Origin of the sequence: Motiliproteus coralliicola, assembly GCF_003345655.1 — a bacterium.
Lineage (GTDB): Bacteria > Pseudomonadota > Gammaproteobacteria > Pseudomonadales > Balneatricaceae > Motiliproteus > Motiliproteus coralliicola.
This window is the reverse complement of record NZ_QQOH01000002.1, coordinates 362,887-386,247: the sequence shown is the minus strand read 5'-3', so window position 1 is coordinate 386,247 and position 23,361 is coordinate 362,887. Positions and strand designations below refer to the sequence as shown.

Sequence of the window (23,361 nt, the reverse complement as noted above, 5' to 3'; positions counted from 1 at the left end):
CAGCACTTTTGGCTATTGAACCCTCAGTTGCGGCGACCGATTAATCGCCCCAACCAACCCAGCAGCCCGCTGCGCTGCTGGGCTTTACGTTGCTCGATCTTCGCCAGCACTTGACGACGCGCATCATTATCCATCCGCTTCCAACCGGCCACCTCATCGACATGGCGATGGCAGCCGGTACAAAACTGCTCGGCGTTCAGCTCGCAAGCCGCGATACAGGGAGATGGTACCGGTCGTTCGTCCTCGGTTTGCTCCGAGGGATCAGCCTGCTGGACAGGATCTACAGTTTCAACCGCCATCAGTCGATCTGCACCAGGGTCCGGCAGTAACGCTGCATGTTGCCGATATAATGCTCGGCATTCTGGCGCAGCCCTTCGGCTTCAGCATCGCTCAGCTGGCGCCTGATCTTGCCGGGACTACCCACCACCAGCGACCCATCGGGCACTTCCATCCCTTCCGGGATTAGCGTATTGGCGCCGATCAGGCAGTTTCGGCCGATCTTGGCGCCGTTAAGCACCACCGCATTGATACCGATCAGCGAATTATCCCCCACCGTACAGCCGTGCAGCATCGCCTTGTGACCGACGGTCACGTTGCTGCCCAACGTCAGTGCATAGCCCGGATCGGTGTGCATCACCGCACCGTCCTGAATATTGCTCCCGTCGCCCAGGCGGATAGGTTCGTTATCGGCACGCACCACCGCGTTGAACCAGACACTGACCTGATGACCGATATGCACCGAACCGATCACGGTGGCATTGGTAGCGACAAAATGCTCCTCAGAAGCGAACTCGACCCGACGACCATCGACGTGAAAGATCATAAACAGGCTCCGTTAGGTAATAGAAAGGATTGAGCAGATCCTATAGCAATCGATCCGCTTTCGACATCCTGATATGGCTGCAATTCTGATCAATTAGTGGCAGTTCAGGCTTAACGCCTACTCTCAGGGCGTAACTCCAGCGGCAGATCGGCATCAAAGCCCTGGTTGAGCATCTCCACCAAGATGAAGGCACTCAATCCCCAGATGACATACCCCTGATAGTCATAACGCGGCATGCGAATACTGCGTCCTTCGAAGCTGAGCGTCTCCATCTGAAAATGGTGTCGATCCAGCAGAAAACTCAACGGCACCTTGAACAGACTCTCCAGCTCGTCGAGATTGGGGGTTAACGGCTGCTGATCGGAGATGACCCCCAGAAATGGTGACACCAGAAATCCATGTTTTGAAACCACCTGCCCCAACGGCCCCACCACCTCGACACGATCCGGCGCCAGATCGATCTCCTCATGGGATTCGCGCAATGCCGTAGCCAGCAGGTCGGCATCTTCTGGATCCCGTTTACCCCCGGGGAACGCAACCTCTCCGGCATGGCTGGACAGCTGACTGGCCCGACGGGTCAGCACCACCTGGGGGTCTTGCGGATGATCGGTCAGCGCCACCAGCACCCCAGCCTCAGGCATCGACATTTTCAAGCGCCGAATCGGCTGACGACGCAACCGCTGACTCAACTGCTGCGATAGTGAAGCACCTGATTGAACGACCGACTCATCGGAGGGTTTGCGCATGACCAGAGTTTCTCGGCTGAGCTATTGATTGAAGTGGGATTTGTCATACATCATAGCCTGACGCCGACAATAACGAGAAGCCGCCCGTTTCGGCAGCGGCTCTGATCATGACCTCAAATACCTTAAGGAGTCTGGATGAACTATTGCAGCGAGTGCGGCGCAGCCGTCCATCAACGCATTCCTGAGGGGGATAACCGCCCCCGCTACGTCTGCAGCCAATGCGATACCATCCACTACCAGAACCCTCGGATTATCGCCGGCTGCCTGCCGGTTTACGGTGACAAAGTGCTGCTTTGCAAGCGCGCCATCGAACCCTGCTACGGACTCTGGACCCTACCGGCCGGGTTTATGGAAAACGGTGAGACCACTCAGGAAGCAGCGATGCGCGAAACCCGCGAGGAAGCCTGCGCCGAGGTCGAACTCAAAGGCCTCTATACCATCACCAGCATCACCCCGATCAATCAGGTGCAGATGTTCTATCTGGCAGAGATGCCGACAGCCACGTTCGATGCCGGCGAGGAGACCCTGGAAGCCCAGCTGTTCGCCGAAGATGAGATCCCCTGGGATCAACTGGCGTTCCGGACCGTGATCAACGCCTTGAAGTTCTATTTTGAGGACCGTAAGAGCGGTAACTTCCCGATGCGCCATGTCGATATCACCGGGGAGCGTAACCGGCTGGGTAGCGATCCGAGCCGCAAGAACTGATCCCCCTGACTCCCAACTAACAAAACACCCGCTGACGACGCTATCGTGGGTAGCGGGTATCGCTCATTCTGAACCGCTCAATAAGCTGCCTTCATATAGGCAACGCCCTTTTGCAGTTCTGCACGCCAAGCCTGCTCCAACTCATCATCAAACCCCGGATCGAAACGCGCCACCGTCAGCAGCAGGCTCTCCAACCAGCAGTCGTACAGCCGAGGGGGCACGTCAACGCCATGGCGACTGTGCAGTTTGGCAACCTGGCGTAGCGCCACGGGTTCCGAGGTTGAGCGGTCGCCACCCAGCATCAGGTCCAGCGATGCCCTGAGCATCAATACCTGATGATCCATATCGGTATTGGCAAACTTCTGCGCCACCTCCGGCGACGTTTCGATAAATCGCAGGTAGAACTCCTGCAGAAAGTGATAGTCCTCCAGGCAACGCTGATAGCTGCGCCAGACACGATCCGCCGACTCATTCGAGACACCCTTAACGCCAGCATTCATAACCACGTTCATATCGCCCCCTGTACCCAGACAACTTGATTAGGTTTAGATCAGAGGTCCCAAACTGGCAAGCTCGGGGCTTGGATCGATTGTAAAAACTTTTGACAGCAGTGGCGAAAAATCAGCTTTTCGTCCACTTTTATCTGACGATATGACCTGTTAGCGATTTTTGTGTGCAAAATATTCAATTAACGTGCAAAATATCGCACTCGTTTAGACCCACCAACAGAGTGAGAACAATATGAAGAAACTGCTGGTTGCTGCATCGCTGATGCTGTCCTCTGCGCTGACCCAGGCCTCCGACATTTCCCTGTGGGAAAAGTCGACCCTGAACGAAATCGTTAAGCGCGGTGAGCTTCAGGTCTGTATGGAAGCGGGCTACATGCCGTTTGAGATGCGGAACAAGAAGGGCAATATCGTCGGCTTCGACGTCGATATGGCCAAAGCGATGGCTAAGGCGATGAAGGTCAAGCTGGACCTTCGCAACACCGCCTGGGACGGAATCATTCCGGCACTGCTGACCGCCAAGTGCGATATCATCATGTCTGGCATGACCGTTACCGCCGAGCGTAACCTGAAAGTCAACTTCGCCAACCCGTACATCGTCGTGGGTCAGACCATCCTGGTCCGCCCGGATTTGGCCGACAAGATTTCCAGCTACCGTGACCTTAACGATCCGAAGTACGTTGTGGCTACCAAGCTGGGCACCACCGGCGACATCGCCACCAAGAAGTACATCGGCAAGTCCAACATCCGTCTGTTCGAAACCGAGTCAGAGGGTGCACTGGAAGTGGTTAACGGCAACGCCCACGCCTTTGTCTACGACCTGCCGTTCAATGCGATCTACAGCTCTCAGAACTCCGACAAGGTTGTTCACCTGGACGACTCCTTCACCTACGAGCCGCTGGGCTGGGCTATCCGCAAGGGTGATCCGGACTTCCTGAACTTCCTCAACAACTTCCTGGCACAAGTCAAAGGTGACGGCACCTACGACAAGATCTACAGCAAGTGGTTCGCCAGCGATGATTGGCTGAAGAGCGTACAATAAGCGCTTTCCGGGGCTCCTACAGGAGCCCCACTCATATCACCAGAAGAGTGATAATTTCCAACCTGGCCCTTAGGGCCAGCGACCTGTCAAAGACTGAAACCCGAGCAATCGATGGATAAGCAGTATAACAACGCTTTCTGGCATCTGGTGTTCGTGGCGATCCTGATAACGATCGGCACCGGCGTCTACCTGTCCAGTAAAAGTATCGACTACACGTGGCGCTGGGAGCGGATTCCGCAGTACCTGATCAACACTGAGCCGCAGGACATTACGGCGCCCTTTGACGGCACTGTCGAACTCAGTGATAACGACAAGACCGTCACCCTGATACCCGACAACGGTGAAGACCCCTTCGTACTGAAGCAGTTCGATATCCTCAACGTTGATGACGGCGATATCGTGTTCGAAGGCGATGCCCTGGCCGGACTGGATAACTGGCAGATCGGCCCGATCACCTGGGGTCTGGTCATGACCCTGAAGATCTCGATGGTATCACTGGTCTTCGCGTTGATTATCGGCCTATTTACCGGCCTGGCCCGGATATCGGCCAACCCGGCCTTGCGCAACCTGTCGATCACCTATATCGAGCTGATTCGGGGTACGCCGCTGCTGGTACAGATCTTTATCTTCTATTTCTTTATCGGCACGGTACTGGAGCTGGACCGCTTCACTGCCGGTGTCGCGGCGCTGGCCGTCTTCACCGGCGCCTATATCGCCGAGATCATCCGTTCGGGCATCCAGTCGATCCACCCAGGTCAGATGGAAGCGGCCCGCTCGCTGGGGATGAACTATGTCCAGGCGATGGTCTATGTCATCCTGCCGCAGGCGTTTAAACGCACCTTGCCGCCGATGGCCGGCCAGTTCATCAACCTGATCAAGGACTCCTCGCTGGTATCGGTTATCGCCATCACCGACCTGAGTAAGGCCGGCCGTGAAGTGGTCAATTCCACGTTTGCCCCGTTCGAAGTCTGGTTCACCGTGGCGCTGTTGTACCTGGTGCTGACCGGCGCTTTATCTTGGATGGTCCAGAAACTTGAGAAGAGGCTTGCCGCCAGTGACTGAGCATATCGATCCCAGCATTATCGTTGCCAAGGACGTCGACAAGATCTATCCCAACGGCTGTCACGCCCTCAAAGAGGTCTCTCTGACCGTCAACCGCGGTGAAGTGGTTGTGGTTGTCGGCCCCAGTGGCTCGGGCAAGTCCACCTTCCTGCGGACCCTGAATCAGCTGGAGACCACCTCCGGCGGCAGCATCCGGATCGACGGTGTCTGCCTGCAGGACCCGAAGACCGACATCAACCAGATCCGCGCTGAAGTGGGCATGGTGTTCCAGTCATTCAACCTGTTTCCGCACAAGACCGCACTGGAAAACGTCATGCTGGCGCCGATGAAGGTGCTGAAGAAGTCCCGTGACGAAGCCGAACAGAAAGGCAAGGAGCTGATGCTCAAGGTCGGACTGTCCGAGCGGATGCACAGCTTCCCGTCACAGCTATCCGGCGGTCAGCAGCAACGTGTCGCCATCGCCCGTGCCCTGGCGATGATGCCGATGATCATGCTGTTCGACGAGCCCACCAGCGCCCTGGACCCGGAGATGGTCGGTGAAGTTCTGGACGTCATGCAGAGCCTGGCCAAAGAAGGGATGACCATGGTGGTGGTGACCCACGAGATGGGCTTTGCCCGTGAAGTGGCCGACCGGGTGGTGTTTATGGAAGACGGTGAACTGGTGGTGGAAGACACCCCGGAGAACTTCTTCAATAATCCAACTAATACGCGTCTGAAGAAGTTTCTGGGTCAGGTGCTGTGATCCACTAACCCTGCAACCCGCACACCAAAAGGCCGCCTCGTGCGGCCTTTTTCGTAGGTGAGCCATTAGCTTAGCAATACTACGACTAGTGCCAGCAAGATGGCCCAAGCCACTACAGGTAGTACGGATCTCTCAACCCAGGCACCAGATATAGTAATCAAACCGCCTCGTCTCTTATACAAATTTGAGCTAAGAAAAAGTTTTTTTATAAAACAAACCCAGAAATGTAAGTGCCCACTTACCCCCGATTTGTGACGATTAATCGTCGCTGATTATTAAGCGATCAAAATCCGGTCAATTTTCTGACGCCATAGCATTTTTCGCGCCAAATCTACATGTTGTACCCCTCCACCAGCCAGGCATACAATATCTGCCAATCGACAGCCAAGGTGCTACCCAGCGGGTTACACCGGCGTGCTGATCGCCCGGGAGCATGGACTTCCCGATAATTTCTAAAACCTTGTCGTATCAGGAAAAAGGCCATCTAAATGACTGCCACCCTTCAGGTCGTAACACCTAAAGAGCAAGAAATCCCCTACCAAGACGCGTCGCTGGATATCTGGGACTCCAAATATCGCCTCAAGGCCAAAGATGGCCGTGTCCTAGATCAGGACATGGACGCCACCTTCCGCCGTGTGGCCAAGGCCTTGGCCGAAGTCGAGAAAGGCAAGAAGAACCAGCAGAAGTGGGAAGAGGAGTTTCTGTGGGCCCTGCGTCGTGGCGCCGTCCCGGCCGGTCGCGTGATGTCCAATGCCGGTGCTCAGGAGCACAAGCCGGCTACCTCCACCATCAACTGCACCGTGTCCGGCACCATCCAGGACTCCATGGACGACATCCTGGGTAAGAACCTGGAAGCCGGTCTGACCCTGAAAGCCGGTTGCGGTATCGGTTACGAATTCTCCACCCTGCGTCCGAAGAACGCCTACGTCTCCGGTGCCGGCGCCTACACCTCCGGCCCGCTGTCGTTCATGGATATCTTCGACAAGATGTGTTTCACCGTCTCCTCTGCTGGTGGCCGTCGTGGCGCTCAGATGGCGACCTTCGATATCGGTCACCCGGACGTGGTCGACTTCATACGCGCCAAGCGTGAAGACGGTCGTCTGCGCCAGTTCAACCTGTCGCTGCTGATCACCGACGAGTTCATCCAAGCAGTCAAAAACGACGCCGACTGGCAGCTGGCCTTCCCGATGACCCAGAAAGAGGTCGATCGCGATGGCATCGATCTGACCGACAGCGAACAGGTCATCTGGCGTGAGTGGCCCACCAAAGACGGCTACGTCACCAACGATTCCGGTCTGGTGGCCTGCCGCATCACCAAGACCATCCGTGCTCAGCAGCTGTGGAACGTCATCATGACCTCCACCTACGACTTCGCCGAGCCAGGCTTCATCCTGATCGACAAGGTCAACGAGCAGAACAACAACTGGTTCTGCGAAAACATCCGCGCCACCAACCCCTGTGGCGAACAGCCGCTGCCCCCCTACGGAAGCTGCCTGCTGGGCTCGGTCAACCTGACCCGCTTCGTGGTTGATCCGTTTACCGAAAAAGCCCGCTTTGACTGGGACGGCTTCCGCAAGACCGTCGCGATCTTCACCCGGATGCTCGACAACGTGGTCGAGATCAACGGTCTACCGCTGCCGCAGCAGCGTCACGAGATCGAGACCAAGCGTCGTCACGGCATGGGCTACCTGGGCCTGGGCTCCACCGTCACCATGATGCAGATGCAGTACGGCGACGAAGCTTCCGTGGCCTTCGCCGAAGAGGTGACCAAAGAGCTGGCGCTGACCGGCTGGCGCACCGGCCTGGAACTGGCCGAGGAGAAAGGTCCGGCGCCGATCATGAACGAGCAGTTCGAAGTCACCGGTGAGATGCTGCGCAAGCGCCCTGAGATGGCCGAAGACGGCTTCAAGGTCGGCGACATGGTCACCGGTAAGGTGCTGCACGCCAAGTACAGCCGTTACATGCAGAAAGTCGCCGAAGTCGATCCCGAGCTGGCTGCCGCGCTGGCCGAGAAGGGCTGTCGTTTCACCCACCACAGCTCCATCGCCCCCACCGGCACCATCTCGCTGTCGGTCGGCAACAACGCCAGTAACGGTATCGAGCCTAGCTTCGCGCACCACTACTCGCGCAACATCATCCGTGAAGGCAAGAAGACCAAAGAGAAGGTCGATGTGTTCTCCTACGAGCTGCTGGCCTACCGCGAGCTGATCAACGAAAACGCAATGCCCTACTCCGATGACCCGGAGCAGCAACTGCCGGACTACTTCATCACTGCCGAGGACATCACCCCGCAGCAGCACGTCGATATCCAGGCCGCGGCGCAGAAGTGGATCGACTCGTCGATCTCCAAGACCGCCAACGTCCCGACCGACTACCCGTACGATGACTTCAAGAGCATCTACCTGTACGCCTACGACCAGGGCCTGAAGGGCTGCACCACCTTCCGCTTCAATCCGGAAGCGTTCCAGGGCGTATTGGTCAAGGAGCAGGATCTGGAAAACACCACCTACCAGTTCACTCTAGAAGATGGCAGCACCGTCGAGTTCAAGGGTAACGAAGAGGTCGAATACGACGGCGAAGTGCACACCGCCGCCAACCTGTTCGATGCCCTCAAAGAAGGCTACTACGGCAAGTTCTAAACCCTTTAGCCGTAGACGAACAACAGATACCGGCGCGCCGGGTCACTGCCCCGCGCGCCCGACGGACAACGACAGGAAAACACCATGTCAGCGAACAAAATCGATAAGAAGATCACCGGCTTCAAGGTGGTCAGCGCCGAAGAGAAAGCGCAACAGGCCGAGCAGGCCGCCGAGCAGGCCAAGCAATCCCTGGAGCGGGTCCACGAAGACCTGGCCCGTCCCGAATTTCTGATGGGCTCCACCTACAAGATCAAGACCCCGATGTCCGAGCACGCGCTCTACATCACCATCAACGACATCGTCCTGAACCAGGGCACCGAGCACGAACAGCGCCACCCCTACGAGATGTTCATCAACTCGAAGAACATGGAGCAGTTCCAGTGGATCGTCGCCCTGACCCGGGTTATCTCGGCGGTCTTCCGTAAGGGTGGTGACATCAACTTTATGGTCGAAGAGCTCAAGGCGGTATTCGATCCCAAAGGCGGTTACTTCAAGAAGGGCGGTAAGTTCATGCCCTCGCTGGTGGCCGAGATTGGCGAAGCGATCGAGCAGCACCTCAAGCATATCGGTCTAATCGAGAGCGACGAGCTGGACGAGCACCAGAAGGCCCTGATCGCCAGCAAGCGTGCCGAATACGAAGCCAAGAAGACCGAAGCAGCCGCCGCCGCAGCGTCCGACGCCGTCAACGACGCTTCTGCCGGTGCCAGCAGCTCAGCGGAATTCCCGCCGGATGCACAGCTGTGTGGTAAGTGTAATGTGAAGGCCGCCATCCTGATGGATGGGTGTTATACCTGTCTGAATTGTGGCGATTCTAAGTGTGGCTAATGATTAGCCTTCTTAGTTGAGATTTGAAAGCCGAAGTATGGGTTACCAGCTTCGGCTTTTTTAGTTCGCAAACTCTTAGAAAGGACTCTAATGCGATGAAAAACCTACTTACTGCCACTCTTTTACTATTTTTCTCAGCAACTGTTTTTGGATCAGCCAAAGACGACGCAATGACTGCGTACTTTCTTATGGAAGAATCGCCCTTTGACCGAGATGTCTTCAGCCGGTCTATGAAACTGATAAACAGCGCCTATCAAGCCGATCAAAATGAGCCTTGGGTCTACATCGCATCATCACTGAGCACGATGCAACGCGGCTATAAAATAGGCAGCTGGTTCCATAGCAAATCATTCAAACCAGGCACAATCGACAAGGCTCATGAATTTGCGCTCAAAGCAGTAGAGCATGGCGCAGATAAGAGCCAAGCACATGCCCACCTAGCCAGGGTGATGATCATCAAGCAGCAATATCGTGAAGCCTGGAACAGCCTGAATACGGCCTACCAAAGAGATAACAACAACTTCTACGCTTGGTTCTATAAAGGCATAATCGGTTACTACATGAAGGACTATGATCGGGCGTTATCACACTTTGATAAAGCACAAACATTAACTACCAAGCGCTATCATCAAAAGCTGGTTACCCGACAGAAACAAAGGGTCGCCAGAGGTCAGGGAAACAAGCTATTAGAAGAACAGCTCTACATTAAAAACATAAACGACTATCCAGATAATGCCTATATGTATGGTAATTATGCCCACTATTTATTGAAGAATAATCGACCCAGTGAATCAGTTACCTATTACAAGAAGGCAATTTCTATCAAGCCCTACCGACAAGCATTAAAGATGTTAATAGTGGCCGAAGAAAAAGCCGCTGCTCGCTAGTAAAGCCTGAACAAACAGGACAGATTTATTTATCCTGATTTACTGAGTTGCCGGATATCTCCCTTTTCGCCCACCCGGGCGCATTCCTTTTGTCGGCAAACAAAAGGAATCAAAAGTTGCTTTGCCCAATGACTTGTCGGCTCCGCCGATCCCCTGCGCGTTGTCTTTGCAAATGGGCACCGATTGAACTCGGCCTGCGGCCTCAAACAGTAATCGGCGCTGATCCATTTCCAAAGCCAATGCTCGGCTGCGTCAAGGGCGGTTGAGACCGTGCCAGCCGGAACTCCGACGTATCAGAACAAACTCCAACTCCCCCTTTGCGCCGGTGAGCATTGAACTGCCCGATGGATCAGCGGAGACGGTTGTTTGAGGGAGCGCAGCGAGCGAGTTTCCGTCGTAGCCCATCGGGCAGTTCAACGCGCAACGTAGCCAGCGAAGCCGGCCAAGCAACGGGGCTGTTCTTGTAGGGGAGAGCCTTTGGTTCGGTTTCTTTTGCGCGGGCAAAAGAAATGAACGCGCTCGGCAAGAGCGCAATACAAACCTCAATTCGCACAGAAAACCAGGTCAACACCTATAGCCAGGATAAATTTATTCATCCTGATTTACTGAGCTACCAGAAACCTCTCTTTGCGCTCCCTCGAGCGCCTTCATTCTTTTCGCATTGCGAAAAAGAACGAAGCAAGAAAACGCTAGCCCGATGACTTGTCGGCTTCGCCGATACCCTGCGCGTTGTCTTTGTAAATGGGCACCGATTGAACTCGGCCTAAGGCCTCAAACAGTAATCGGTGCTGACCCATTCCCAAAGCCAATGCTCGGCTGCGTCAAGGGCGGTTGAGTCCGTGCCAGCCGAAACACCTCTGTTTTCCTTTCTCACTTAACACCTCAACTTCAGTACAAACTCCCCTTCCCCCTTTGCGAAGGTGAGCATTGCAGCCTGGCAATGGAGAAAAGCGATTGATGTTTGAGAGAGCGAAGCGAACGAGTTCCAATCGCGGCCATTGCCACGCGAAACGCGCAACGAAGTCGGCAACGACGACCAAGCAACGGGGCTGTTCTTGTAGGGGAGAGCCTTTGGTTCGGTTTCTTTTGCGCGGGCAAAAGAAATGAACGCGCTCGGGAGAGCACAACAAAAACCATCAGCCAGCACGTGAAACCAGAACAAAGTAATCCGGAACAGATTAACTCACCTTCTGGTCATAACACCTATAGTGTCGGCTGTTTACTCTTGGCTGTCCCAACCAATGAACAACCCGGTGTACACTAAATCCAACAATAACCAGCTAGACCCGCCCTATGATTGAGCAAATATCCAAGTTCTTCAGTAACTGCTTTGAGGTCAGCGACGAGGCTCCAGTCGACGACGAGCGTTCTCTCCGTCTAGCTACTGCGGCATTGCTGATTGAAGTATCCCGGGCAGATTTCAGTGTCGATGACACCGAACGGCAGGCGGTGATTGAGTTACTGGACAGCCAATTCGAGCTGACCAAACAAGAACTGGAAAAGCTGATCGAACTGGCCGAGCAGGAAGCCGACCAAGCTACATCGCTGTATCAATTCACCCGGCTGATCAATGATGCCTTCAGTGCCGAGCAGAAACGGCAGCTGGTACTCAACTTATGGAAGGTCGCGCTCGCCGACGGCTATATCGACAAGCATGAAGATCATCTGATTCGTAAAGTCGCCGACCTGATCCATGTCTCTCACAAAGACTTTATTCGTGCCAAACTCACGCTGACCGAGAATTCTGATTCTTAGAAGGCTCAGCCCTCTTCACGCGGATGGAAACGGATGGCTGAAAACCAGGCAGTACCACTGCTACCCGTGTTGTCGCCATCGACCATTACGGCATAGCCATCCAGTTCAGTCACGTCCTCGCCAAAGTACTGCTTAAAGTCCTTTACCAGATCCCTTCTCAGCTCCACCCAGGAACCCGCACGCGCATTGCCGGCATCGACTGCGACCATGCGGGATTGTTCGGTATAGGGACTTGGCCAGTTATCGCCTTTTACCCCACTGGAGGACCAGACGTAGTTAATAGCCAGGGTTTGCCAGGGTAACCACCCCTTCCGGACCACGACATAAATCCGAGCAGGATAATCATCCCCTTCGCGAGACTTTTCGCTGATGCCATGGTGATAGATATCGTTAATTTTCCAGCGCCAACTGACGACAGGGGTCTTTTGAAGGTCTATCTGCTGGCGTCGATACAGCAGCGATGCCGTTCCGTCTGCCTCGCCCTTGATAACCTCGACACCATCCTGCTCGGTGATGGTGTAACAGGTATTGCCGACAAATGACTCCTCTTCCCAGCGGGGCGCTTCCGACGCAGCACTAACCTGCATCACAAAGATGATCTGCACTAATACTGGGATTAACCTGCTGATACGAATAGGCCTCATTCTGTTACCTCTAATATCATCGATCCGGGGTGTATTGGCCAAGCGACGGGGCGCACTTTCGTTGGATCAATGTCTCTGCCGCATGGCAAAAAACATGAACGCGCTCAACAGAGCAAAACACAAACAGACAGTCCCCTCCAAAATTCAGTCAACCCACCCCATATTGTGACGCGGATCATCACTGTCACTTAAAAGATACCGGCATACTCGAACCACCCCAGCAGTTCCGCTACGATGCAGTGGCTGGAATGTTGCCCAGGGTTTGAGATAACCCCATGAATCCCTTAGGCTTCATTCGCAAACGATAGATGGAGACTTTCGGATGCAGGATGATATCCCGTTTCGCCTTAGCCACGTCAGTACCGCCGATGGCGTCAGCTTAGCCTCCCGCACGCATAACAGAAGTCAGCTCCAGCTTGCTATCCAGCTCTCATTACCCTTGAAGACAGCTGCCGCTGGTAGCTGAAATCTACGAAAAAAATAATTAATTCGATTACAGGCCTGGTGATCATATGCTTAATAAAATAATAGAAAACCCTTATTTAAACCTTATCAGCGGACTGATATTGCTTATTACTTCAGGCTATGAAGTCAGCCTGTCGTTTAAGGATCCATCCCTAGGGGCCCACCACGGTATTTTTATCTTTAGTATTTTTCAGATAATGAAAACCATCCCCGATATCATGCACGGTTTGAAGAATATCCAAGAGGCTGATTCTATTGTAGAAAGCAAATAATCAATTAGATGTATCGAGAAAGGCCAAGCCGATTTTATAAGAATACAAATAAACCGAGATTATCTAATATGATGAAGTCACAAACGGCATCTACAAATAATTATCTGATTTCACGCAATAAACAAAACCCTTCCTATAGCCTTTATCGGTTCGACCTCAACAGCGACGAACTATTCACCCCGGTTCAGTTAGGTGCAAACACCTGCTTCGATGCTTCTTATCGAATCGCACAGATCGGTGGCTACCTGCTGCAGTGGAGCCCCCTTGATCATCAGGACAATGAGCCCGGTTATCGTTTTGCCCTATCTGAGTTTCATCCCAACAGCCAAGACCCGTTGAATGGCCCGGTAATCCAGAGAGGATTCTGGAAGAAGAGCAAGTTTTGGGGCCATTACCGCGATCACTACAGCACTAATCCGAATGAGGATCAGCATCTCGACCTCACCCCGATGGCCAGTTTTGTGCTGAATATGATCCCGGCCAAAGGGCGTGGAACCTTCGAATTATGGAATTTTGATCCCAAGCCTACCGCCCCGGGCCATGCCGATCCCCTGCCCTTCCCCTATTCCGGCCAAGGCGGCTTCCCGCTGATCAAGCAGGGACATACGCTGATCCCCATCGGTAACTATGTGCTGGACCGACTACCGGATGGCCAGGAATTCCGACTCTGGAGCTTCGACCCGCAGATGCATCCGCCCCTTGCGCTACCCGCCGTGCAGCAGGGCCGCTGGGACAAGATCGATCCAACCCGAGAGCTGACCGCGCTTGGTGATCACCTGCTGGAGTGGGATTCCGAGAAAGGTGACTACCGGTTATGGAAGTTTGATCCCCACGATGCCCAGGTGCTGATCGGTCCGGTGCGTCAGGGCCAGTTACCTTCAGGCATCGGAGCGGATTCGATGCTGACCGGATTCCAGGCGCAGATCCCGGCCCAAGCCGACAGGGCGGAAACGCCGGGCACCATCGACTTTATGCGTTCGAAGATCAAGCACGTGGTCTACTACATGCTCGAAAGCCGTTCGTTCGACAATGTCTGTGGCTGGCTTTACGAGAATGGCGATGAGGGCTGCCATTACATCGGTTCGCAGACGCCGTTCGATGGGGCGAGCCTGGACCATTTCAATCTAGACGGCGATAAACCAGTCCATGTCAGTCAATTCAAAGGAGGCAAGCTCAGCAACGACTGGGATCTGATCGCGGTGGATCAGGACCCTTTCCACGATACCACCGACAACCTGCAGCAGATGTTTGCCGAGTCTCCCGGATACTGGGGGCGTGCCACCCCGGATATGGGAGGGTTCATCCTCAACAACGCCAATGCTCAGGTGATGGAGTCTTTCAGCCCCGAGCAGTTACCGATACTGAATGGACTGGCGCGTAATTTTGCTGTGTCTGACCGCTGGTTCTGCTCCATCCCCGGCGGCACCGACGTCAACCGGGCGTTTTCGGTAACCGGCTCCGCCTTTAACAAACTCGGCACCTGGGAAGGGGGCAACGCCTACGAGTACTGGCCCAAGTTCCCCCATCGCCAATCCGTCTGGAAGGTCCTCTGGAGCCACGGCATCACCGATTGGAAGATCTACAACGCCATCATTTGGGAAAAGCAGATATTTACCTATCAACTCTATCTCAAAGGTCAGATCCCCTCGGTCGATGAGAGCCCGTCTGACTTTATGGCGAATATCGATCAGTTTAAACAAGACGCCGCTGCTGGCGAGCTGCCGGCTTTCAGCTATCTGGAACCGACATGGATTGCCCCGTCCGGCGCCACCTCATACCACCCGGGCGCCGATCTGGTGCCGGCCGAAAAGATGCTCAACGAGATCTACGAAGCAGTCAAGAACGGTCCCGGCTGGGATGAGACGCTGCTGATCATCACCTTCGACAAGAACAACGGCCTCTACGACCATGTCGCTCCGCCCTATGCCAGGAAGCCCTGGCCCAACGATCTCAACAATGGCTTTGCGTACGATCTGATGGGACCGCGGGTGCCAACCATCATGGTCTCACCCTGGATTAAGGAGCAATCCGTGTTCAGGGCCGAGGGGGAGACCCCGTTCGATTCCACCTCCTTCGCGGCCACGCTGCTGCAATGGTTCGGTGTGCCTAAGCCTCTGTGGGGCCTCGGCGATCGGATGGACGCCGCGCCCTCTTTCGAAGCGGTGCTGCAGGCCTCGGAGCCGAGAAAGGAGGCACCGACCTTAACCCCACCCTATGACAAGTCATTCCCCAACAAGCAGGATGGTAGCTAAATTGGTCGCTGGATTGATCTCAGGGTTCAGATAGAGCGCGGGATAGTCCCACTATCCGGCAAGCTCCCTTCTCCCACGAGAAGGGAGCAGCTCAGGATGATGCCAGGGCGTGAATTTTCTCTTCCGCATCGCGTAAGGCTTGCCAGAGTTGGGGTTCTTGAAAGCACAGGCTTCCACCGCCACGTTTCTCTTGGGACACCATGCGGTTAAGGTCGGCAACGCAGACCCAAGGCTGGGTATTTTCCTGGTTTTTCAGGGCGACTGCCCATTTGGCATGGTCCTTGGTGTAGAGCCATTCGTAGGTTGGCGAGGATTCGGCCTGGAGTCGCAGACGGAGCAGGTCTTCGTCAAATTCAGCCGAGCGATGATCCTGCATCGGAGTGACCGCTCCCCGTCGCCAGGTCTCAACCACCAGATCGGTCTTCAAGCTCGGTGCCACCAGGTCCAACCAGAAATCCTCACCCCACTTTCTGCTCTTGGCGATAAGCTGGAATGCCTTACCCGCTTTGGATTTAAATTCCAGAGTCGAGGGCTGCCTGGATTCCTGAATACCGATCCCATGAAACAGCCGTGAAAGAGGTTCGTCATCGCCTAATCCGCTGGGGAGCTTCGAACTTTCTGTCAGCACCTGCGGATTTTGCTGGGTCAGCATCTGCTCGGCGATACGGTTGGCCGTTTGATAATCGGGCAGCGTGATACAGATAAAGGTCTGACCATAAAGTTCTTCATCATCGGGAAGAAGACACTCATTATCGGCAGGAAATCGGGGTGTGGAGTGGAGCAGAAACAGTGCCGAATCACTGGGCTTGTCGAAGGCCAGAATGCCCTTGCAGTGGCCCTTCTCCGACTTGTTGCTTTGCTTATCCGTATGCTCGTCGTTGTAGACCAGGTAACCTGCGCTTTCCGGGGCACCGAAAATCGCTTTCAGGCTGTGTTGGAGGGCCTGGTTATCCTGATCCAATCCGACGGGTGAGAGTGTCAGCTTGGCAGCATCCGGGTCGAAGTAGAAGAAATCGAAACCGCGGTTATCTTGGGTTCCTGTGCGGGTCGGCGTTTTATAGATAAACCACCAATCCACCGGGCTTCCCTGCTGATTTTTTGCTTCCATCATCAAACTGAACTCTTCTTGTTATTCAATAGATTGGGCGGATTGTATCAGATCTGTGGGGCGACCAAGGTAGGCTCCTCGTTGACACGATCACAAATTCAAACGATCGTTTTCCCAACCTGTTGATTTCAGGGTATATCCCTGTATGGTTAAGGGTTTATGTATCCACTCAGTGCAGTCTTGCTGAGCTCTACAGAATTCCGCTAGACGGTGGTTGAAACCGACATGTTTCGCTATTTTGGCTTTGGTTCCAATATGAACATGATCTCGCTGCGCGCCAAGGGGGTAGAGCCGTTGACGGCCCGGCGTGCGGTGTTACATGGCTGGCGCCTACGCTTCAACGTTCAACACTTCTTTCGCCATGAAGGCGGAGTCGGCAATATTGAGCGTTGCGATGACCCAGAGGCGAAGGTCATGGGGGTACTGTTCGACTGCCCGGACGAGTCGCTTGCCCCTCTCGATGCCACCGAAGCCTGTGGCCATGGTTACGAGCGCATCGGTGTCGAAGTGGAAGCGGACGGTAAGACCTACAGCGCGCTGACCTATGTCGGGATGCCGGAGTTTATCGATGACAGCCGCTTGCCGACCCGTCGCTATCTGAACATCCTGGTGGACGGTGCGCGCCATATTGGACTGGACCCCGGCTACGTCAGCAAACTGGAGACCCACCCGATCCACCGGCCCGACGCCTACCCCGCCTTCAGACCGCCCCAAGGCACCCACCCCGTCTTTAACTCGAAATCCCTGGCCCAATACCCGCTCTATACGGCCCTTCACGGCGCGGTTTTCGATATGTCAGGCGCCCGCCCCTTACATGAATACTTAAAGAGTTTTTTTGGTGGGCGAGATATGACACTGTTTCATATCAAGCGGTTGGACAGCAGCACTGGCCGTGAGTCGATGGAAGATATTCGCCAGGGCCGACTCAACGAAGCCCAGCTGGATTACTTGAACAGTTACCTTAACGAGTACGCCAAGGAATACCGCTACGTCGGTGTTTTTGACTATAACCCAGAGTGAGAAACGCAGTAATGGATCAGTTTCCCCCGGCACTTCCCCATGGTTCTCTTGAAGAGGTCTTTCCTAACGTCTTCTTTGTCACCGGCGCGATGGAGACCGTTCTTCAAGGGATGGATTGGAAATTCAGCCGTAACATGACCGTGGTACGCGATGATGATCGTCTGATTATCATCAACAGTGTGCGCTTGGACGAACAGGGATTGGCAGAACTCGATCGGCTGGGAAAGGTCACCGATGTGGTCCGCCTTGGTGCGCTGCACGGGCGTGATGATCCCTTCTATGTAGACCGCTACGACGCCGAATACTGGGCGTTGCCTGGAGTTGAGCATGACACGGGGCTGCCGGTCAGCCGTACCCTGACTGAAGCGGGCCCGCATCCAATCTCCGATGCGTCCCTGTTCGAATTCCGTACCACTAAGATGCCCGAAGGCATCATCCGCCTAGACCGGGCAGGAGGTATTCTGATTGCCTGCGACGCGTTGCAGAACTGGCTCGCTCCGGATGAACACTTCTCTGACTCATCGAAAGAGATTATGCAGCAGATGGGCTTCTTTACCCCGGCTAATCTGGGACCGGTGTGGGTTCAGGCCGCCGCTCCTGAGGGCGATGATTTCAGCCGCCTCAAGGAACTGTCGTTTAATCACGCCCTTTGCGGTCATGGCGAGCCCCTGCGTGATAGCGCGCAGGAGGATTACAGCGCCACGTTCGAGCGCATGTTCGGCATCTAAGGCGATATTTTTTGAGACCAGAGATGCCGTACTTGGGCCCCAGACTTCCCGGTTACAAACTCGAATCGTTGCTGTGGCGCGCCGACGGACGGGTCGCTTATCGGGCAAGGCGCCGTGCCGATAACAGGGCCGTCACGATAGAGACCCTGGATGCTGAATACCCGGATCGACAGCAGGTGGCCAGGATTCGGCGTGAAGGGGGCATCGCACAACGCCTGGTTGAGGTCGAGGGGGTCCGCAAGGTCTACGCCGTGCTGCCCCATGGCAGCGGCAATCTGGCCCTGATCGGTGAACCGTTCGAACAATCCCTCAGATCCCGCCTTGCCGGTATCCCAAGCGGCGCCCTGCCGCCGCTCGAATGTTTAGAGATCGCGCTATTGATAGTGCGCGCCCTGGGCGGAATCCATGCCCATGACTTCGTGCATAAGGCCTTGATGCCCGAACATGTGCTTTATGATCCCGACGACAGCTCAATCGCGCTGGCAGGATTTGGCATCGCTTCCGAATTGGATCAGGAGCGCCAGGCGGTACAGATGTCGCGGCGCCTGGAGGGCCCCCTGCCCTATATCTCGCCGGAGCAAACCGGACGGATGAACCGGGATCTGGACTACCGATCGGATTATTACTCACTCGGAATTCTGTTGTTCGAGCTGCTGACCGGACGGTTGCCGTTCCAGGCGGACAATCTGCTGGAGTGGGTCCATAGCCATATCAGCCGCCTGCCGCCGGCCCCGAACCAGCTCTGTCCGGACGTGCCCGAGGCCTTGTCAGCGATCATCCTCAAGCTGCTGGAGAAAAGCCCCGAGGCCCGCTATCAGAGCGCTGAAGGCCTTATCCACGACCTTGAGTACTGTGCCGACCGACTGGCCGCCGGTAAGGAGCTCGAACCCTTCCCGCTGGGTCAGCGGGATGTGGTCCAGAAGTTCTTGGTGCCCCAAGGCCTCTACGGTCGTGAATCGGAGCTCAACGAGCTGCACCAATTGTTCGAAGCCGTGGTGGCCGGGCGCTCGGAGTTCTGCCTGGTTCATGGTCATTCCGGAGTCGGCAAGTCGGCACTGGTGAACGAGATGGATCGTCCTCTGGTTCATGAGAAAGGGTTTCTAGTCCAAGGCAAGTTCGACCAATTTCAACAGGCCGAGGCGTACACTCCCCTGGCCAAAGCCTTCCGGGGGCTGGTCCAGCAGGTTCTGGCGGAACCGGAGGAGAGCCTGGCCGACTGGCGCCGGCGGCTGCTGGAGGCACTGTCACCCAATGCCGCCCTGGTGGTGGACTTAGTCCCCGAGCTGGCGCTGATTATCGGCGATCAACCCACCGTGCCGGAGCTGCCACCGGCGGAGGCGCGCAATCGTCTTCATATCCTGTTGATCGCGTTCCTGCGGGTCTTTGCCGGCGAAGGTCACCCGGTGGTGCTGTTTATCGATGACCTGCAGTGGAGTGATGTACCCACGTTGGAGCTGCTGCGCCGGCTGGTGACGTCAAGAGAACTGAGCCACCTGCTGTTGATCGGTGCCTATCGAAGTAACGAGATCGGTGTCGGCCACCCCCTACGTCTGCTGCTGGATGACCTGCAGGTCAACAGCCAGATCCGCCAGCTGCCCATCGGGGTGCTGGATCGAGAATCGGTGGCCCATCTGGTCGCCGATGCGGTGAGCCGGGACTTGGAAGAGGCTCGACCGCTCAGCGAGATGATTTTTGACAAGGCGCAGGGCAACCCTTTCTTTACCACCGAGTTATTGCGCCAGCTGCATAAAGAGGGCGTGATCTCCCCGGATCTCGGCAGTGGTAGCTGGAGCTGGGATCTTGATGCGGTTCGCTGGTCGGGTGTGAGCAGCAATGTGGTCGAATTTATGCTGGGCAATCTGCGCCGCTTTGAGCCTCAAACCCAGGACGTACTGCAGTTGGCCGCCTGCATCGGCAACACCTTCGATCTGCGCACCCTCGCCGTCATTTACGATCGATCCCTTTCGGATACCGCGGCAGCGCTGCTACCGGCCCTCAAACAGCACACGGTCGTGCCGCTACATAGCGATTATCGCCTGGTCAGCGAAAGCCTGGAGGATGAAAAAGTCGAATCATTGGGGTTCAACCCCAGTTACCGCTTTCAACATGACCGCGTTCAGCAGGCCGCCTACGCGCTGATCGACGCCCGGCAGCTGCAGCAGGTTCACCTCTCCGTTGGGCGTTTGATGCTGCAACATGCAGGCGACCGCGTACCTGAGGATCGTCTGATCGACATCGTCGGTCACCTCAACGAAGGACGCAGCCTGATCGACGTGGCGACTGAGCGGTTGCGTCTGGCCGAAATGAACCTGGGTGCGGGTATCCGCGCCAAGCATTCGGCAGCCTATGAGTCGGCGCTGAACTATCTCAAGATCGCCGCTGAATTACTGCCTGCCAGCCCCTGGCAGGAAGCCCCGGCGTTGATGCAGACGCTGGCCTCGGAGACACAGCAATGCGCCTATCTGACAGGACGCACCGAGGAGGCCGAACGCTGGACCGAGCTGATGCTGGAACACGCCGACTCCGATCAGCAGCGCAGCGATATTCTGGCCACGCGGACACGCCAGTACGCCACCTTGGGCCGTATGGAGGACTCGATCCTGTCGGCGATTCAGGGCTTGGCACTGCTGGGGGTCGAATTTTCCGAGCAGCCGACAGCGGAAGATATTGCCCGGGAACGTCAGCTGGTGCTGGAAAACCTAGCTGGCCGAACGATATCCGATCTGGTCAATGCGGCTCCGGTGGAGGACCCTGACACCCTGAGCGCGATGCGTCTGCTAATGGAAATTTTTGCCGCAGCCTTCCTTTCCGGCAGCGGCAACCTGTTCCCCTATCTGGTGTTGAAGTCGGTCAACCTGTCGCTACGCCACGGCAACTGCCCCGAGTCGGCTTTTGCCTATGCCTCCTATGGGATGCTGTTATGCGGTGAGCTGGACGACCCCGCGCTGGGCTATCAATACTCCAGCGTCGGTCTGGCCATCAGCGAACACCACGATGACCTCACCCTGCGAGCCCGGATGATCTATGTCCACGCCATGTTTGTGCACCATTGGAGCAATCACTGGTCGAGTCTGACGAGCTGGTTCCGCAAAGGTATCGAAGCGGGCTACCAGTCGGGCGACCTGCTCTACCTGGCCTACAGTGCCCAGGATTGTGTGATCTGGGACCCGTCGATGGATCTGGAAACGGCCCACCGATTGCACGCCGAGAATCTGGAGATTGTGCGTGAGTGTGCCTATCAGGACTCACTCGATTCCGGCATGCTGTTTTATCAGTTACAGCGCAACCTGCTTGGCTTAACCCACTCCCCATTCAGCCTCAGCGACGATGATTTCGACGAAGCCCAGTGCCTGGAGGGGATGCGTCAGCGCCAGTTCATGACCGGCATCGCCAACTACCATATTTACAGCGCTGAAATCTGTCTGCTCTACGGCGATTACGACCGAGCCCTCGAGCATGTACGGGTTCAGGATGGCTTGATGAAGTCCGCCATGTCGCTGCCGCAACTGGTGCGTTTTTATATCGTCGCGTTCCTGACACTGGTGACCCAGTATCCGAACATGGCTGCGGAAGAGCAGACCCGGACCCGCAAGCGCCTCGAACGTGATCTTGATCGCATGCGGCGCTGGGCCAACAACTGTGAAGCGAACTTCCGCCACCTGCAGCTATTGATGGAGGCGGAGTTACAGCGCCTCGATGGCGACCACGCGACGGCTATGGAAACCTATGATGCCGCCATCGATGCGGCTCAGCAGAGCGGCTTTCTGCGCGACGAAGCGACCGCCTGCGAGCGAGCGGCGCGACTCCTGTTGTCCCGCGGTCGAAACCGCTCCGCTGAAGGCTACCTGCGAGGCGCCCATCGACTCTATGACCGCTGGGGTGCCCACCGCAAGGTCGACCTGCTGCAGCAGGAATTCCCGGTATTACGAGAACTGCTGGTAGGGACCCATAGTGCCGATAACCTCGGACAAGCCCGGGATATCGATCTGTCCTCCGTGATGAAGGCGTCCCGGGAAATCTCCGGTGAGATGGTGCTGGAACGGCTACTCAAAACCACCATGGGTATCCTGCTGGAAAACGCCGGTGGGCAGTGGGGCTGCCTGGTGGTTCGCGATGCCGGACAACTGATGGTGGAAGCCGCCAAACTTCCGGAGGCGGGGCGGCCCGAACTCGCAGTTCCCGCCTATTCGCTGGTCAACCATGTCGATGGCGGCAAGATTCCGCTGCCGATGACCCTGATCAGTCGGGTTCTGCACAGTGATGAGGCGATCGTACTCCATGACGCCGGCACCGAGGGAGACTTCATTCAGGATCCTTATGTGAGCCTGTTCAAGCCGGTCTCCGTGCTCTGCGTTCCCATTCGACGAGAGCGCTTCGAGGGCGCCCTGTATATGGAGAACAACCTGGCCAGCCGGGTCTTCACCGAAGACCGGGTAGAGGTTATTCGCCTGCTGGCGGCCCAGGCATCGGTCGCGATCGAAAATTCACGCCTTTATGAACAGGTCCAGGACTACTCCCGCACGCTGGAGCAGAAGGTGGTTGAAAGAACCGCCCGACTGGAGCAGCTCAATGAAGAGCTTCAGGGGCTTGCCGATCGTGACGGCTTGACCGGTGTCGCCAACCGACGCCGCGGCGACATCTACCTGGCCGACGTGTGGACGCGGCTAAGGCGTGAGAAACAGCCGCTGTCGGTGATCATGCTGGATGTGGATCACTTCAAGGCCTACAACGACAACTACGGTCACCAGGCGGGAGACGACAGCCTGGTCGCGGTGGCTCAACTCATCAAAGCTCAGCTGCTGCGACCCGCCGATATGGTCGCGCGTTACGGCGGTGAGGAGTTCATGCTGATTCTGCCCAATACCGACCTCGACGGCGTGATCCAGGTGGCGGAAAAGATTCGTCGTGAGGTCGAGGAGATGGCGATCGAACATGCCCACTCCAGCGTTGGCGACGTCGTTACCGTGAGTGCCGGGGCCGCGACCCTGATTCCGACAGCGAGCGCCTGTGTCGAGCATCTGCTCAGAGAAGCGGATATCGCCCTTTATCAGGCTAAGAAGATGGGACGCAACCAGGTGCAGTTGGCATCGGGCATCCCCATTTGACGACTTAATCATGGCGTGGCTAACGCCTGACAGCC

The 23,361-nt window shown here is 56.0% G+C and carries 19 protein-coding genes; 13 read left to right on the top strand and 6 right to left on the bottom strand.

The window, feature by feature from the left end; translation table 11 throughout:
- Nucleotides 1-23 precede the first annotated feature (23 nt).
- The 3 genes from DV711_RS08575 to DV711_RS08565 all read right to left on the bottom strand — a co-directional run bounded on the left by DV711_RS08575 (nt 24) and on the right by DV711_RS08565 (nt 1,569).
- On the bottom strand, nt 24-299 hold the full coding sequence (locus tag DV711_RS08575; protein ID WP_114695263.1) for a DUF1289 domain-containing protein: 276 nt from the start codon (nt 297-299) through the stop codon (nt 24-26).
- Nucleotides 299-823, bottom strand: coding sequence for a gamma carbonic anhydrase family protein (locus DV711_RS08570; RefSeq protein WP_114695262.1), 525 nt, complete (start codon nt 821-823; stop codon nt 299-301). The genes DV711_RS08575 and DV711_RS08570 overlap by 1 nt, the downstream gene beginning before the upstream one ends.
- A 110-nt stretch (nt 824-933) precedes the next feature.
- The gene (locus DV711_RS08565) at nt 934-1,569 is read right to left on the bottom strand and encodes a CoA pyrophosphatase (RefSeq protein ID WP_114695261.1); all 636 of its coding nucleotides are present in this window, start codon (nt 1,567-1,569) and stop codon (nt 934-936) included.
- A gap of 135 nt (nt 1,570-1,704) precedes the next feature.
- Between DV711_RS08565 and DV711_RS08560 the strand changes: the two genes are divergently transcribed.
- On the top strand, nt 1,705-2,274 hold the full coding sequence (locus tag DV711_RS08560) for an NUDIX hydrolase (RefSeq protein ID WP_114695260.1): 570 nt from the start codon (nt 1,705-1,707) through the stop codon (nt 2,272-2,274).
- A gap of 77 nt (nt 2,275-2,351) precedes the next feature.
- Here the strand turns inward: DV711_RS08560 and DV711_RS08555 are convergent, their stop codons facing one another.
- Nucleotides 2,352-2,786, bottom strand: coding sequence for a globin family protein (locus DV711_RS08555; protein ID WP_133297427.1), 435 nt, complete (start codon nt 2,784-2,786; stop codon nt 2,352-2,354).
- A 229-nt stretch (nt 2,787-3,015) separates the two neighbouring features.
- Between DV711_RS08555 and DV711_RS08550 the strand changes: the two genes are divergently transcribed.
- From DV711_RS08550 to DV711_RS08520, 7 genes are all read left to right on the top strand, one after another.
- Nucleotides 3,016-3,822: a transporter substrate-binding domain-containing protein gene (locus tag DV711_RS08550; protein WP_114695258.1), complete on the top strand. Its 807-nt coding sequence runs from the start codon at nt 3,016-3,018 to the stop codon at nt 3,820-3,822.
- A gap of 111 nt (nt 3,823-3,933) precedes the next feature.
- A complete protein-coding gene (locus DV711_RS08545; protein ID WP_114695257.1) occupies nt 3,934-4,884 on the top strand; it encodes an amino acid ABC transporter permease in 951 nt (316 codons plus the stop codon).
- Nucleotides 4,868-5,626 carry an amino acid ABC transporter ATP-binding protein gene (locus DV711_RS08540; RefSeq protein ID WP_481318819.1) on the top strand — a complete coding sequence of 253 codons (759 nt, stop codon included), beginning with the start codon at nt 4,868-4,870 and terminating at the stop codon, nt 5,624-5,626. Before DV711_RS08545 ends, DV711_RS08540 begins: the two co-directional genes overlap by 17 nt.
- A gap of 488 nt (nt 5,627-6,114) precedes the next feature.
- Nucleotides 6,115-8,265 (top strand): adenosylcobalamin-dependent ribonucleoside-diphosphate reductase, encoded by a 2,151-nt coding sequence (locus tag DV711_RS08535; protein WP_114695256.1) that lies wholly within the window; start codon nt 6,115-6,117, stop codon nt 8,263-8,265.
- A gap of 84 nt (nt 8,266-8,349) precedes the next feature.
- Nucleotides 8,350-9,090: a TSCPD domain-containing protein gene (locus DV711_RS08530; protein ID WP_114695255.1), complete on the top strand. Its 741-nt coding sequence runs from the start codon at nt 8,350-8,352 to the stop codon at nt 9,088-9,090.
- 95 nt (nt 9,091-9,185) lie between these two features.
- Entirely contained in the window at nt 9,186-9,977 is a 792-nt protein-coding gene (locus DV711_RS08525; protein WP_133297426.1) for a tetratricopeptide repeat protein, read from the top strand.
- A gap of 1,293 nt (nt 9,978-11,270) precedes the next feature.
- Nucleotides 11,271-11,732: a tellurite resistance TerB family protein gene (locus DV711_RS08520; protein WP_114695253.1), complete on the top strand. Its 462-nt coding sequence runs from the start codon at nt 11,271-11,273 to the stop codon at nt 11,730-11,732.
- A 5-nt stretch (nt 11,733-11,737) separates the two neighbouring features.
- Here the strand turns inward: DV711_RS08520 and DV711_RS08515 are convergent, their stop codons facing one another.
- Nucleotides 11,738-12,337 carry a DUF3047 domain-containing protein gene (locus DV711_RS08515; protein ID WP_165840045.1) on the bottom strand — a complete coding sequence of 200 codons (600 nt, stop codon included), beginning with the start codon at nt 12,335-12,337 and terminating at the stop codon, nt 11,738-11,740.
- A 551-nt stretch (nt 12,338-12,888) separates the two neighbouring features.
- On the opposite strand from DV711_RS08515, the gene DV711_RS08510 reads away from it, so the two are divergent.
- Both DV711_RS08510 and DV711_RS08505 read left to right on the top strand, forming a co-directional pair.
- Nucleotides 12,889-13,113: a hypothetical protein gene (locus tag DV711_RS08510; protein ID WP_114695251.1), complete on the top strand. Its 225-nt coding sequence runs from the start codon at nt 12,889-12,891 to the stop codon at nt 13,111-13,113.
- Nucleotides 13,114-13,181: 68 nt separating this feature from the next.
- Nucleotides 13,182-15,365, top strand: a complete 2,184-nt coding sequence (locus tag DV711_RS08505; RefSeq protein ID WP_207802583.1) for an alkaline phosphatase family protein — start codon at nt 13,182-13,184, stop codon at nt 15,363-15,365.
- Nucleotides 15,366-15,456: 91 nt separating this feature from the next.
- On the opposite strand, the gene DV711_RS08500 is transcribed toward DV711_RS08505, so the two are convergent.
- Nucleotides 15,457-16,476: a deoxyribonuclease II family protein gene (locus tag DV711_RS08500; protein ID WP_114695250.1), complete on the bottom strand. Its 1,020-nt coding sequence runs from the start codon at nt 16,474-16,476 to the stop codon at nt 15,457-15,459.
- Nucleotides 16,477-16,698: 222 nt separating this feature from the next.
- Between DV711_RS08500 and DV711_RS08495 the strand changes: the two genes are divergently transcribed.
- From DV711_RS08495 to DV711_RS08485, 3 genes are read left to right on the top strand one after another with little or no spacing between them, the layout of a single operon-like run.
- Nucleotides 16,699-17,493, top strand: a complete 795-nt coding sequence (locus DV711_RS08495) for a gamma-glutamylcyclotransferase family protein (protein ID WP_114695249.1) — start codon at nt 16,699-16,701, stop codon at nt 17,491-17,493.
- Nucleotides 17,494-17,504: 11 nt separating this feature from the next.
- The gene (locus tag DV711_RS08490) at nt 17,505-18,221 is read left to right on the top strand and encodes a hypothetical protein (RefSeq protein WP_114695248.1); all 717 of its coding nucleotides are present in this window, start codon (nt 17,505-17,507) and stop codon (nt 18,219-18,221) included.
- 23 nt (nt 18,222-18,244) lie between these two features.
- Nucleotides 18,245-23,326, top strand: coding sequence for a diguanylate cyclase (locus DV711_RS08485; RefSeq protein WP_114695247.1), 5,082 nt, complete (start codon nt 18,245-18,247; stop codon nt 23,324-23,326).
- Nucleotides 23,327-23,361: the final 35 nt, after the last annotated feature.